This is a genomic window from Stenotrophomonas sp. MH181796 (genome assembly GCF_009659995.1).
GTDB classification, from domain to species: domain Bacteria; phylum Pseudomonadota; class Gammaproteobacteria; order Xanthomonadales; family Xanthomonadaceae; genus Stenotrophomonas; species Stenotrophomonas riyadhensis.
This window is the reverse complement of sequence record NZ_RAHU01000006.1, coordinates 247,953-260,326: the sequence shown is the minus strand read 5'-3', so window position 1 is coordinate 260,326 and position 12,374 is coordinate 247,953. Positions and strand designations below refer to the sequence as shown.

Annotated in this window: 13 protein-coding genes; 7 read left to right on the top strand and 6 right to left on the bottom strand. The window is 65.5% G+C overall.

Annotation, left to right across the window (positions count from 1 at the left end; all coding sequences use genetic code 11):
- Nucleotides 1-6 precede the first annotated feature (6 nt).
- The 5 genes from D5301_RS16320 (at nucleotide 7) to D5301_RS16300 (ending at nucleotide 4,086) form a co-directional block, all read left to right on the top strand.
- Entirely contained in the window at nucleotides 7-765 is a 759-nt protein-coding gene (locus D5301_RS16320; protein WP_153856281.1) for a Tox-REase-5 domain-containing protein, read from the top strand.
- Nucleotides 762-1,523 (top strand): Imm52 family immunity protein, encoded by a 762-nt coding sequence (locus D5301_RS16315; RefSeq protein ID WP_153856280.1) that lies wholly within the window; start codon nucleotides 762-764, stop codon nucleotides 1,521-1,523. Before D5301_RS16320 ends, D5301_RS16315 begins: the two co-directional genes overlap by 4 nt.
- Nucleotides 1,524-1,671: 148 nt before the next feature.
- Nucleotides 1,672-2,556, top strand: coding sequence for a hypothetical protein (locus tag D5301_RS16310; RefSeq protein ID WP_153856279.1), 885 nt, complete (start codon nucleotides 1,672-1,674; stop codon nucleotides 2,554-2,556).
- A 128-nt stretch (nucleotides 2,557-2,684) separates the two neighbouring features.
- Nucleotides 2,685-3,596, top strand: coding sequence for a hypothetical protein (locus D5301_RS16305; RefSeq protein ID WP_110711028.1), 912 nt, complete (start codon nucleotides 2,685-2,687; stop codon nucleotides 3,594-3,596).
- A 55-nt stretch (nucleotides 3,597-3,651) separates the two neighbouring features.
- Nucleotides 3,652-4,086 (top strand): hypothetical protein, encoded by a 435-nt coding sequence (locus tag D5301_RS16300; protein ID WP_228756432.1) that lies wholly within the window; start codon nucleotides 3,652-3,654, stop codon nucleotides 4,084-4,086.
- 35 nt (nucleotides 4,087-4,121) lie between these two features.
- Here the strand turns inward: D5301_RS16300 and ribD are convergent, their stop codons facing one another.
- From ribD to D5301_RS16270, 6 genes are all read right to left on the bottom strand, one after another.
- Nucleotides 4,122-5,207, bottom strand: a complete 1,086-nt coding sequence (ribD, locus tag D5301_RS16295; protein ID WP_153856278.1) for a bifunctional diaminohydroxyphosphoribosylaminopyrimidine deaminase/5-amino-6-(5-phosphoribosylamino)uracil reductase RibD — start codon at nucleotides 5,205-5,207, stop codon at nucleotides 4,122-4,124.
- Nucleotides 5,208-5,338: 131 nt separating this feature from the next.
- Nucleotides 5,339-5,860: a transcriptional regulator NrdR gene (gene nrdR, locus D5301_RS16290; protein ID WP_004143350.1), complete on the bottom strand. Its 522-nt coding sequence runs from the start codon at nucleotides 5,858-5,860 to the stop codon at nucleotides 5,339-5,341.
- A 149-nt stretch (nucleotides 5,861-6,009) separates the two neighbouring features.
- Nucleotides 6,010-6,459: a hypothetical protein gene (locus D5301_RS16285; protein ID WP_153856277.1), complete on the bottom strand. Its 450-nt coding sequence runs from the start codon at nucleotides 6,457-6,459 to the stop codon at nucleotides 6,010-6,012.
- 27 nt (nucleotides 6,460-6,486) lie between these two features.
- Entirely contained in the window at nucleotides 6,487-6,906 is a 420-nt protein-coding gene (locus D5301_RS16280) for a hypothetical protein (protein ID WP_153856276.1), read from the bottom strand.
- A 124-nt stretch (nucleotides 6,907-7,030) separates the two neighbouring features.
- Complete coding sequence (gene glyA, locus D5301_RS16275) at nucleotides 7,031-8,284, bottom strand: serine hydroxymethyltransferase (protein ID WP_010481990.1); 1,254 nt, start codon at nucleotides 8,282-8,284, stop codon at nucleotides 7,031-7,033.
- Between the two features lie 188 nt (nucleotides 8,285-8,472).
- Nucleotides 8,473-8,946, bottom strand: a complete 474-nt coding sequence (locus tag D5301_RS16270; protein ID WP_110711025.1) for an RcnB family protein — start codon at nucleotides 8,944-8,946, stop codon at nucleotides 8,473-8,475.
- A 253-nt stretch (nucleotides 8,947-9,199) separates the two neighbouring features.
- Between D5301_RS16270 and ettA the strand changes: the two genes are divergently transcribed.
- Both ettA and D5301_RS16260 read left to right on the top strand, forming a co-directional pair.
- Complete coding sequence (gene ettA / locus D5301_RS16265; protein WP_014035954.1) at nucleotides 9,200-10,864, top strand: energy-dependent translational throttle protein EttA; 1,665 nt, start codon at nucleotides 9,200-9,202, stop codon at nucleotides 10,862-10,864.
- Nucleotides 10,865-10,964: 100 nt separating this feature from the next.
- On the top strand, nucleotides 10,965-12,281 hold the full coding sequence (locus tag D5301_RS16260; RefSeq protein WP_005408048.1) for an NCS2 family permease: 1,317 nt from the start codon (nucleotides 10,965-10,967) through the stop codon (nucleotides 12,279-12,281).
- Nucleotides 12,282-12,374 lie beyond the last annotated feature (93 nt).

Genomic DNA, 12,374 nt, shown 5'->3' with positions numbered 1-12,374 from the left:
CTGACCATGGGTGCCATTCCACTACCTCTACCGCTGCCACCGGTGACGATTCCGGGTGGCTGGGACCCTACACAGGATGTTCCCGGGCACGCGCCTGGCGGAATCCCGGGAGACACGGCCGGTGGCCCTACGCTTGGCCAGATCTGGCGCGGCATCAAGGAAGCCGCAGGCGTCGGCGCCGATTCCAAGGTTGAACCGCGCGTGGAAGCCAGCGAAACAGACTGCGCGCAGACCAGTAACCAGAACGACTGCAATGCCTGCAGGCTGGCGCGGGGCTTCCTGGTGCCCGCCAACTACACGATTCCGTTCAAACAGTACCGCAACTTCGACTACCAGCTGCGCATTGCCAATCACCTGGCGGGCCCGGAAGTGTTCGCCTACACCTATGGCGGCACCGGACTGGACCGCGCTCGCCTGAGACTGACGACCGGCAAGGGCAAAAACGAGATCACCGTTACCGAGTGGAACCACGGCGGCATCCGCTTTGATGGCTTCTGGCGGAGCCGATGCACGGTGGTGGAAGCGAAGGGGCACTACAAGCAGTTTTTCTCCGCAATTGGAAATCTCCACCCTTGGGCTGCACTTGGCGGCAGGCGTCCGTCGATCCTAGACAGCTGGGCGAAGCGGTTCAAAGCACACCTGTGCCACGTTGCAGCGCTGGGCAGACCCGCAAAGCTCGAATGGCACTTCCTTGAAGTCGAGTGCTTCATGGCAGCCCAGCAAATTCTTGCCAGCCACTCCATTCATCTCAGGCATACGCCATGACGATCATGTACAGATGCAAGATCCACTGCACTATCCCTGAGAGAATCGTTGATGCCTCTACCGTCTATCGCGATCTGGAGCCGCTACTTCAAGCGCTACTGGAGGTGAGTGCGCTGTTCAATGGCTGGGTGGAGCACTCGCGCGGGAAGGGCCCGATCCCATTCACCGACAGAACAAGGTTCATCGAGATGCTTGCGTTCAACGCACGGCAGGACGGTGATGAGTACCCCACAGCTCCCTCTGCTGCGGGCGCAGGCGCAAACCTGACCACAGCGAGGACGCATAGGGAATGGAAGGCGACAGGATGCACCTCGATCAATTACTGGCCTTGGTTTGGCCAGTTGACGATGGAAATCGATGCACCGATCGAAGCATTCGGTGAATCCGAGGCGTCCGTCATCGTCCGCAGGTGCATTGCCGCGATAGCTCAAACAGTCGACGTCGAATTCGTCTCAACGGATGCCGTTGGACCGAAGCCTGAAGGCAAGGGCTACCAGACCTACTACCTCAACCACAGGCTGTTCCCTCACCGCCGTTGGCTGGGCTGGATGGGCTTCGTCCCTGTGCTGGTGCCGCACAGGTTCATTCCGGAGGCGGCCAAGATGGAAGTGGTGAAAGGCAGAGGTGCGATCATCGTGGCCGTGGACGAACCGTTCGACCTGCACAATCCCGACCACATCAAGCGCGCGCATCAGGTGGAACTGCGCATGGCCAATGCGGGGCTGCTGGATGTCACCGACACGTCGCTGCTTGAGTGAGACGGCGGCAGTAGGGGTGCCTGGCATTTCCGGCGATCCCCTTAAGAATGAGCGGACTCCATTCGCTTCTGCCAAGCCCGGATGGATGCGTACTGACTGCACGCAAAGTGCGCTAGGCTTGCCCGCCTCTGGAACAGGAACCCACGTCATGAAGACCCCCCTCCGTACCCTTCTGGGCAGTGCCCTGCTGTGCGCACCGCTGTTCGCCAGCGCTGCACCAGCCCAACTGACGCCCGAGCAGGCTTTCGATCTGTACGCACGCGTGCTGCTGGAAGACGACGCGGCCGCCACGCGCACGCTCAACGACGCACTGAAGCCGGCATTCGAAGGCCAGGACGCTGTGACCCCGAACCCGGGTGCGCTGGCCAAGGCATTGGCCGAACCCTGGCAGACCGTGCTGGCCAGCACCGGCGCCAAGGTCGACGCTGCGACCACCGAAGCGCTGTATGCCAAGGCGCTGCGTGATTCGAAGTGCCGCGCGACCAAGAGCGTGATCGAAGACAACGAATACGTTGAAGACCAGAAGCTGGCGCGCATCAGCTTCAGCTGCCAGGTGCCCGACCTCGGCAAGGTTCGCCCGCTGTTCGCCGCCAGCCTGGCCGCCGATGCCAGCCCGGCCTCGCGCAAGCAGTTCACCGATGCCTATACCCAGGCGCTGCAGAGTGGCGCGCGCGCGCCGGTCAGCGGCACCTTCACCCTGTACCCGGCCAAGGACAACGGCTACTGGTACAGCGGCAACTTCGATGACCTGGTGGGCACCGTGGCCGGCGCGCTGGCACCGTTCGAAGACTGGATGCAGGACGCGCAGGCGGCCAACGCGCCGAAGGTGACCGGCGTACCGGGCTGCGACCTGCTGCTGCAGCAGCATCGCGCCTGCGTGGCGAAGATCGCACCGGACCAGATCAGCGGCGTGGACGCCATGGCCGAGGAACTGAAGGCCAAGGCCCAGGTGCAATCGGCCGATGAGATGACGCAGGAGTGCAAGGCACTGCGCCCGATCGCGGAGATGATGTGGACCGACGAGTGCGCGTGAGAACGTAGGAACTGAACGCTACGGAATCAGCGATGTCCGGCGGAACCCAGACCGCACGTTCGGACTAGTTGCATGGACAGGCCACGGGGCGGGGAGCATTCTCTCCGCCCCGTCTGGATGGAATCACCATGCACCGTCTTCTTTTCTACCTGCTGGCCTTGGGTATGCACCTGCCTTCGGTAACTGCCCGCGCCAGGACACCGGAAGACGTCGTTTCCCACCATCTTCAGGCAATACAGGAACGCAACGACCTCGCACTGCGGATGCTTGTCCAGCAGCGCATGGCCGGCCAAACGGGTGCAACCGATGTGCCCGTCGATGCTCCGCCAATGGCGGTGTTGCTGGCGACCTGGACGAGAAACATCGAGCGTCATGCCGATCCGATCGATGGCGTGGATTTACCGCATCTTGCCTGGGCGCTGCAGGTTCTGGCCAACACCCGGTGCCAGCCGCACCGAAGCGAGGAATGGTACAGCCTGACCGGAGGCATGCAGGTTGCCGACGTGCACTTTACCTGCCGCGTGGGCGATGTCGAGCGTCTTCGGTATCTGTCCGAGGCCACGGTCTTCGATGGCGGTGAGCAAAGCGAGCAGCGCTTCTGGGGAGCCTACATCGCGACGTTGCGCGACGGCCCCTTCCACGAGATCGGTGGCACCACGCGCGTGGTATCGACCACTCAGGAGCCCGATTGGCACAGCGAAGAATCGAAACATCCGAACGATGATTTCTCACACGCCCGCGTCGAAACTGACGTCTATGAAGCCCTGATCGAAGCGCTCATCGCGCATCCGCGGGGCCTGTATCGCACCGGTACCTATGACGCCCTTGCGCAGATGACCGGCATCATGGAGTGCGACGATCTTGTGCAGCGGCATCGTCGCTGCATGGCGCGCATTGCGCCGCAGGAACTCAAGGGAGTGAGTGAACTGGCCAGTACCCTGAGCAAGCAACGACAGCAGATTCCCGAGGCGGAGCTGCTACAGCAATGCGTGGCCTTCCGCCCAAGAATGCAGGCACTTTGGACCCCTGAGTGCCGGTAGGCTGTGGCCACCTGCACGCACTTTCAGAACCGTTGCATGGCCCTGTGCGGCCCGCATGGTCAATGCTGTTGCCCTCTTCCATCGGGGCAACCGCATGAAACACCGCACGACGTCGACCACGGTCATGCTGATGGCGCTGCTGGCGCTTGTGGCGTGCGGGCAAGCCAAAGCTCCCAAGTCCAGGATTACGACCTTCTCGGTCATCCCAGCGGTTGCCTTCGAGTCAACCCTGCTGAGCGACAGGCAGCTGGATGCGTGGATGAGCGAAGACGACGACTGCCACGCATTCCTGATGTATCACGATCAGTGTGCCGTGTTGGTGTTGCCCCATGAGTACGACGACGGCTTTACCCGTCACCAGCTGCGATTGAAGGCGAAGAAACTGCCGGGCGAGGCACTGGGCGCGTACTGCCGCAACCTGCATGCGCTGTGGAAGCAGCAGTGGAAAGGCCAGTGCCCAGTCGGCGAAGAAGACGACGAAGATGCCTGACGACTAGGGCGTCGCCCCTGTTCCGCGTCATTCCCTCACGGGCGCAGCAGCAGCCTGATGTCCTCACCAACCTGGCGCTGGTCCACCACACGCAGGCGACGCTGCTGGTCCATGGCATCGATGCCGAGGCCGGCCAGCAGCGGGCGGCCGTTGTCGCCCAGCAGCGTGGGCGCCTGATACAGCAGCAGTTCGTCCACCCAGCCGCCGCGCAGCAAGGTACCGGCCAGCGTCGCGCCGGCTTCGGTATGCACTTCGTTGATGCCGCGCTCGGCCAGCAGTGCCAGCACCGCGCCAAGATCGAGACGGCCGTCAACACTGGGCACGCTGGCAAATTCTGCGTCGGCCGCATCCGGTGCACTCACTGCAGCATCGTGCAGGTACAGCGTCGGTGCCCCACCCTCGCGCACACGGCTGCACTCCAGTGAGCGCAGGCGCGAATCCAGCACTACGCGCAGTGGCGGCATCACCTCGGTATCGGCCAGGCGCACGGTCAGCATCGGGTCGTCGGCCAGCACGGTATCGGCACCGGTCAGGATCGCACCTGCGCGCGCGCGCCAGTGCTGCACGTCTTCGCGCGCGGCCGGGCCGGTGATCCACTTGGAGCTACCATCGGCCATCGCGGTGCGACCGTCGAGGCTGGCCGCCAGCTTCACCCGCAGCCACGGCCGGTTGCGCTCCACACGCGACAGGAAGCCCTTGTTGAGCTCACGTGCCTGCGTCGCCATCAGCCCTTCAGCGACTTCGATGCCGGCATTGCGCAGCAGATCGAAGCCACCCCCATCGACCTTCGGGAACGGATCGCGCATCGCGGCAACGACGCGCGACACACCCGCTTCGATCAAGGCCAGCGCACACGGCGGTGTGCGCCCGTAGTGCGCGCACGGTTCCAGGGTGACGTAGGCGGTGGCACCGCGCGCCTCGCTTCCGGCCTCGCGCAGCGCGAACACTTCGGCGTGCGGTCCACCGGCACGCTGGTGCCAGCCCTGCCCGACCACGCGTTCGCCGTGGGCGATCACGCAGCCGACCATCGGGTTGGGGCGGGTGGTGTAGGCGGCACGCTCGGCCAGACGCAGTGCGTTGGCGATGTGCAGGTGGTCGAGAACGGAGAACGGGGCGGTCATGCGGCCATGGTAGCGCCGTTGGTGGCGGTGTAGATCCACGCCATGCGTGGATGGGCGCCACTGTGCCAACCAAGGTTGGCACCCACCGGAGCAGATATCTGTGCCAACCAAGGTTGGCACCTACCAGAGCTTCAGCCCTTCTTCTTCTTGGTCAGGGCGATCACGTCGCCCAGCAGCTGCAGCTGTTCGGTACTGGACGGCAGGTCGCGCTCCAGCTTCTCGATCTCCTCGCGGAAATCGGCGACGTCCTCGAAGCTGCGGTAGACCGACGCGAAGCGCACGTAGCCGACATGGTCAAGCTTGCGCAGTTCGTTCATGACGAACTCGCCGACCTTGATCGAGGGCACTTCGCGCTCGCCGCTGATGCGCAGCTGGTGGACCACGGCGCGTACCGCCGCCTCGATCTTGTCTTCGGCCACCGCACGCTTCTGCAGCGCGCGGTCGAAGCCGGCGCGGACCTTGCGCTGGTCGAATGCCTCGCGGGTGCCATCGCTCTTGACGATGGCAGGCAGTTTCAACTCCACCGTTTCCATGGTGCTGAAGCGCTCGCCACAGGCTTCGCATTCACGCCGACGACGGATCGTCGCGCCGTCTTCGGAGACGCGCGAGTCGATGACCCGGGTATCGGCATGTTGGCAGAAGGGGCAGTGCATGGAACGCCTGGCTCAGGAAAGTACCTATTGCCACGGTCATGGCAGCGTCGCAAAGGTACCTGAGAAAGGGCCCCGCAGCAAATGCTGTCTGCGCGGAAGTGCCTGCATTTCGGCCGAACAGAGCCTCCAGCGCGGTCAGCGCTGCGCGTTCAACCGGGTGCCGGCGGCGCCGAGGCCGCGCGCGCCCAACGCAGCCACGCCAGATGCCCTGCCATCACCAGCAGCGGCGGGCCGAACCCGAGGAAGGCCAGGGTCGAGATCTCCCCGCGCTTGAAGGTGAAGTACAGCGTGGCGGCGACCACGCCCAGCGCGGCCAGGCTTCCCAGCGCCAGGCCTATCCAGGCGACAACCGGCGATTGGCGCAGGCCGGTAACACCGCGCCACAGGAACAGGCCGCTCAGCCACAACCACGACAGCAGGCCGATGATCCCGGCCGACGACCACAACAGCAGGATCCTGTGCTCGTCGCCCGTCAGGTACTTGCCATCCCATACGACCATCAGACCCAGCACGGCACCCGTGCCTCCGGCGGCCACCGTGGGCAGGCCCACCAACAGGCCGGCAATGGCCATCCAGCGTTTGTGCAGACGCTCATCCATGCGTTCGGTTTCCTTCCCTGGGCCGCATCATGCGCGGCGTTTGATCCACACCAGCATCGCAGCCGGCACCAGCATCGATGGGCCCAACAGCAACAAGCCGATGCCTTCGCCGTGCACGGCGATGCCCCACCACAGCGCCAGACCCAGCGGCGGCAAGGCGGCGAGACCGCCCGCCAGCAGCATCCACCACCAGAGGCGGTGCACGTGCAGCCCGGCACGCCCCTGCAGCAGAAAACCCGCGCTGAGCCACAACCAGGCCAGGCAGCCGGCAATGCCGGCCAGGCCCCACAGCGGCATCACCGTCACCGAGGCCAGGGTGCCATGGCCGAACTGGCCCAGCCCCATCAGCAGCAGCATCGTCGCCGCCGCGCCGCCCATCGCCAGGCTGGGCAGGCCGAACAGCACCGCCAGCGCGGTGTAGAGGTACTTGAGGTGGCGCTCATCCATGCGCGGTTGCTCCGATACCGGGGTCAGAGCCCTTCCCTGCGGGAAGGGATCCGACCCCTGCTTCGATCCGGGCTTCGGGGTCGGATCCCTTTCCGTCAGGAAAGGGCTCTGCCCCCTGCTGCGATCAGCCGTAGACCGGGTACTTGCGGCACTGCGCGCTGACGGCATCACGCACGCGGGCGATGACGGCGTCATCGTTCGGTGCGTCGAGCACGTCGGCGATCCAGTTGGCCAGGTCCACGCAGTCCTGTTCGACGTAACCACGGGTGGTCACCGCCGGGGTGCCCAGGCGCAGGCCCGAGGTCACGAACGGCGAACGCGGGTCGTTCGGCACCGAGTTCTTGTTGACGGTGATGTGGGCCTTGCCCAGCGCGGCTTCCGCGTCCTTGCCGGACACGTCCTTGCCGATCATGTCGACCAGCATCAGGTGGTTCTGGGTGCCGCCGGAGACGATCTTGTAGCCGCGCGCGATCAGCGTGTTGGCCATCGCCTGGGCGTTCTTCACCACCTGCTGCTGGTAGGCCTTGAAGCCCGGTTCCAGCGCTTCCTTGAAGGCCACGGCCTTGCCGGCGATGACGTGCATCAGCGGACCGCCCTGGATGCCCGGGAACACGATCGACTGCAGCTTCTTGACCAGGTCTTCGTCGGCGCCCTTGGCGACGATGATGCCGCCGCGCGGGCCGCGCAGGGTCTTGTGGGTGGTGGAAGTGACCACGTGCGCGTGTTCCAGCGGGCTCGGGTAGACGCCAGCGGCGACCAGGCCGGCGACGTGGGCCATGTCGACGAACAGGTAGGCACCGACCTTGTCGGCGATGGCGCGGAAGCGCGCCCAGTCGATCACCTGCGAGTAGGCCGAGAAGCCGGCCACGACCATCTTCGGCTTGTGCTCCAGGGCCAGGCGCTCGACTTCGTCGTAATCGATCAGGCCCTGGTCGTTCACACCATACTGCACGGCGTTGAACAGCTTGCCCGAGGCGTTGACCTTGGCACCGTGGGTGAGGTGGCCGCCGTGGGCCAGGCTCATGCCGAGGATGGTGTCACCCGGCTGCAGCAGGGCGAAGTACACGGCCTGGTTGGCCTGCGAGCCGCTGTGCGGCTGCACGTTGGCGTAGTCGGCGCCGAACAGCTGCTTCAAGCGGTCGATCGCCAGCTGCTCGGCGATGTCCACGTATTCGCAGCCACCGTAGTAGCGCTTGCCCGGGTAGCCTTCGGCGTACTTGTTGGTCAGCTGGCTGCCCTGCGCTTCCATCACCGCCGGGCTGGTGTAGTTCTCGCTGGCGATCAGCTCGACGTGGTCTTCCTGGCGCTGGGTTTCAGCGGCGATGGCCTTGGCCAGTTCGGGATCGTAGGATTCGATGCGGACGTCACGCGGGAACATCGGGTACTCCAGCAGGCAGGGAAAAGGGGTACGGCTCAGCCCCCGATTGTAGCCCCGCACCGGGCCTGCCGGGGCCGAAACGGACGGGGCCGGCATCCCCGAAGGAATCCGGCCCCGTATGGTTTCGAGTGGCGTTGCGGGGGCAGAGCCCTTTGCGCTGCAAAGGGATCCGACCCCGACTGCGATCCTCAGCGGCTGCTGAGCACGTACTGGGCGATCACACCGGTGGCGATGGCAACCAGCAGCATGTTGCCGCGGTCATCGCGGATCCACTGGTGGCCGTAGGGCGGGCGGCGCAGGTGGTAGCGTGGGTAGTCGTTCACCACATAGACCGGGCCACGGTAGTAGTCGCGGTAGCGATGGCCGACCTTCCAGCCGTAGCCCGGGCCATAGGCCGGGCGGTACACCACACGCGGCGGTGCCGGGCGGTAGTAGCGGTCATGGTCGCGGTGCCACTCGCGGCGATCCTGGCGGTAGTCGCGCCGGGCCTCGCGGCGGTCGCGCTCCCAGTCACGGCGATCCTGGCGCCACTCGCGGCGGTCCTCGCGCCACTCGCGGCGGTCATGGTCGCGGCGATGGTCGTTGTCGGCGAAGGCCGGGGCCACGGCGCCGAGCGCCAGCACAGAGGCCACGGCGCCGGCCATTACTCGATTGATGCGCATGTCAGACCTCTGCATGGATGGGTGGTGAACCCATATTGCGCACCCGATCTGAACCGTTTCCGGCTGGAAACGCTTCCCGCTGCAGGACTGTGACGAGGTATTCAGGCCGCGGCCAGCCCGGCAGCCCGTTCCAGGCGCGGCCCGGAACCGGTTCCGGCTATAATTGGCGGTATTCCATTTCAGTCTGTGCCCGCTGCCGCAACGGGATGTTCCCGTGACGGGTCGGGTGCAGGGCCGCGCCTACGGAGACCGCATGTCCTCGCAATACATCTACACCATGAACCGCGTGTCCAAGGTGGTCCCGCCCAAGCGGCAGATCATCAAGGACATCTCGCTGTCCTTCTTCCCGGGCGCGAAGATCGGCCTGCTGGGCCTGAACGGCGCCGGCAAGTCCACCGTGCTGAAGATCATGGCCGGCGTGGACACCGATTTCGAGGGCGAAGCCCGCCCGCAGCCGGGCATCAAGGTCGGCTACCTGGCGCAGGAACCGGAGCTGGACCCGACCAAGACCGTGCGTGAAGCGGTCGAGGAAGGCGTGGGCGAAGTGCTGCAGGCCCAGGCCGCGCTGGACGCGGTGTACCTGGCCTACGCCGAGGAAGGTGCCGACTTCGATGCGCTGGCCAAGGAGCAGGAACGCCTGGAGGCGATCCTGGCCGCTGGCGACGCGCACACCCTGGAAAACCAGCTGGACGTGGCCGCCGATGCGCTGCGCCTGCCGCCGTGGGATGCCATCGTCGGCAAGCTGTCCGGTGGTGAGAAGCGCCGCGTGGCGCTGTGCCGCCTGCTGCTGCAGAAGCCGGACATGCTGCTGCTCGACGAACCGACCAACCACCTCGACGCCGAGTCGGTGGAATGGCTGGAACAGTTCCTGGCGCGCTACACCGGCACCGTGGTGGCGGTCACCCATGATCGCTACTTCCTGGACAACGCCGCCGAGTGGATCCTGGAACTGGACCGCGGCCGCGGCATTCCGTGGAAGGGCAACTACACCGACTGGCTGACCCAGAAGGATGAGCGCCTGAAGCAGGAAGACAACCAGGAAAAGGCCCGCCAGAAGGCGATCCAGAAGGAACTGGAGTGGTCGCGCCAGAACGCCAAGGGCGGCCGCACCAAGGGCAAGGCCCGTCTGGCCCGCCTGGAAGAGCTGCAGTCGGTCGATTACCAGAAGCGCAACGAGACCAATGAAATCTTCATCCCGCCGGGCGAGCGCCTGGGCAATGCGGTGATGGAGTTCAAGAACGTCTCCAAGAAGTTCGGCGACCGCCTGCTGTTCGACAACCTGAACTTCCTGGTGCCGGCCGGCGCCATCGTCGGCATCATCGGCCCGAACGGTGCCGGTAAGTCGACCCTGTTCAAGATGATCACCGGCCAGGAAAAGCCGGACACCGGCGAGATCGTGGTCGGCCCGACCGTGAAGCTGTCCTACGTGGACCAGAGCCGCGACGCGCTGGAAGGCAACCACAACGTCTTCCAGGAAATCGCTGGCGGCCTGGACATCCTCAACATCAACGGCATCGAGATCCAGTCGCGCGCCTACATCGGCCGCTTCAACTTCAAGGGCCAGGACCAGCAGAAGATGGTCGGTTCGCTGTCCGGTGGTGAGCGTGGCCGCCTGCACATGGCCAAGACCCTGCTGCAGGGTGGCAACGTGCTGCTGCTCGACGAACCGTCCAACGACCTGGACATCGAAACCCTGCGTGCGCTGGAAGATGCGCTGCTGGAGTTCCCGGGCAACACCTTCGTCATTTCGCATGACCGCTGGTTCCTGGATCGCATCGCGACCCACATCCTGGCGTTCGAAGGCGACTCGCACGTGGAGTTCTTCCAGGGCAACTACCGCGAGTACGAAGAAGACAAGCGCCGCCGCATGGGCGATGACGCTGCGCCGAAGCGCCTGCGCTTCAAGGCGCTGAAGTAAGGCAAGAGGAAAGGCCGCGCTCGCGCGGCCTTTCTCCTTTTGCAATGTGTACCGACCATGCATGCCGGCCAGCGGCCGGCATCTACCCATGAGCGACCCCATGTCCCTGTTCGAGCGCCTGTTCCAGCTGCAGCAGCACGGCACCACCGTGCGCACCGAGCTGCTGGCCGGTGTCACCACCTTCCTGACGATGTCCTACATCGTCTTCGTCAATCCCGAGATTCTCGGCACCACCGGCATGGATGCGGGCGCGGTGTTCGTGGCCACCTGCCTGGCTGCTGCACTGGGTTCGGCGGTGATGGCGCTGGCCGCCAACTTCCCGGTCGGCATGGCGCCCGGCATGGGCCTGAACGCGTTCTTCGCCTTCACCGTGGTCGGCGCTGCCGGCCTGCCGTGGCAGCAGGCACTGGGCGCGGTGTTCATCTCCGGCCTGGTGTTCCTGGTGCTGTCGCTGACTGGCGTGCGTGCATGGCTGGTGTCGGGCATTCCTTCGTCGCTGCGCTCGGCCATCGTGGCCGGCATCGGCCTGTTCCTGGCGATCATCGCGCTGCAGAAGTCCGGCGTGATCGTCGGCAATGAAGACACGCTGGTGGCGCTGGGCCCGTTGAACACCGCGCCGCCGCTGCTGGCGCTGGCGGGTTTCCTGCTGATCGCGGTGCTGGAAGCGCGCCGCATCCGCGGTGCGATCCTGATCGGCATCCTGGCGGTAACCGGCGCCGGCTGGGCACTGGGCGACGTGCAGTACCAGGGCCTGGTCTCGCTGCCGCCGAGCCTGGCACCGACCTTCCTGCAGCTGGACCTGCCGGGCCTGCTGCACCACGACGGCGGCGCGCCGATCGCGGTGCTGCTGCAGGTGGTGCTGGTGTTCGTGCTGGTGGAAGTGTTCGATGCCACCGGCACCCTGTACGGCGTGGTCGGTCGCGCCGGCCTGCTGAAGCTGCCGGGTGCGCAGAAGCGTTTCGGCCGCGCCCTGCTGGCCGACAGCACCGCCATCGTGGCGGGTTCGATGCTGGGCACCAGCAGCACCACCGCCTTCGCTGAAAGCGCCTCGGGCGTGCAGGTGGGCGGCCGTACCGGCCTGACCGCGCTGGTGGTGTCGGCGCTGTTCCTGGCCGCGCTGCTGTTCTCGCCATTGGCGGCGATGGTGCCCAGCTATGCCACCGCACCGGCGCTGCTGTTCGTGGCCGGCCTGATGCTGCGCGAACTGGTGGAAGTGGACTGGAGCGACCTGACCGAATCGGTGCCGGCGGCACTGTGTGCGCTGGCGATGCCGTTCACCTACTCGATTGCCAACGGCCTGGCGTTTGGCTTCATCGCGTATGCGGCGCTGAAGGCTGGTACCGGCCGCTGGCGCGAAGTGCATCCGGCGGTGTGGCTGGTGGCGGTGCTGTTCACCCTGCGCTACGCGTTGGAATAAGCGGTAGGTGATGCCGGCCAGCGGCCGGCACTACCGGACGCGGGGTTCACCTGCTGCGCACGGTGCTCTGGGATGATGCGGGCATGGTTCGGC

Coding starts and splice junctions, on each gene's coding strand:
- D5301_RS16320 (WP_153856281.1), top strand. CDS start 7: ATGGGTGCCATTCCACTACCTCTACCGCTGCCACCGGTGACGATTCCG.
- D5301_RS16315 (WP_153856280.1), top strand. CDS start 762: ATGACGATCATGTACAGATGCAAGATCCACTGCACTATCCCTGAGAGA.
- D5301_RS16310 (WP_153856279.1), top strand. CDS start 1,672: ATGAAGACCCCCCTCCGTACCCTTCTGGGCAGTGCCCTGCTGTGCGCA.
- D5301_RS16305 (WP_110711028.1), top strand. CDS start 2,685: ATGCACCGTCTTCTTTTCTACCTGCTGGCCTTGGGTATGCACCTGCCT.
- D5301_RS16300 (WP_228756432.1), top strand. CDS start 3,652: ATGGTCAATGCTGTTGCCCTCTTCCATCGGGGCAACCGCATGAAACAC.
- ribD (WP_153856278.1), bottom strand. CDS start 5,207: ATGACCGCCCCGTTCTCCGTTCTCGACCACCTGCACATCGCCAACGCA.
- nrdR (WP_004143350.1), bottom strand. CDS start 5,860: ATGCACTGCCCCTTCTGCCAACATGCCGATACCCGGGTCATCGACTCG.
- D5301_RS16285 (WP_153856277.1), bottom strand. CDS start 6,459: ATGGATGAGCGTCTGCACAAACGCTGGATGGCCATTGCCGGCCTGTTG.
- D5301_RS16280 (WP_153856276.1), bottom strand. CDS start 6,906: ATGGATGAGCGCCACCTCAAGTACCTCTACACCGCGCTGGCGGTGCTG.
- glyA (WP_010481990.1), bottom strand. CDS start 8,284: ATGTTCCCGCGTGACGTCCGCATCGAATCCTACGATCCCGAACTGGCC.
- D5301_RS16270 (WP_110711025.1), bottom strand. CDS start 8,946: ATGCGCATCAATCGAGTAATGGCCGGCGCCGTGGCCTCTGTGCTGGCG.
- ettA (WP_014035954.1), top strand. CDS start 9,200: ATGTCCTCGCAATACATCTACACCATGAACCGCGTGTCCAAGGTGGTC.
- D5301_RS16260 (WP_005408048.1), top strand. CDS start 10,965: ATGTCCCTGTTCGAGCGCCTGTTCCAGCTGCAGCAGCACGGCACCACC.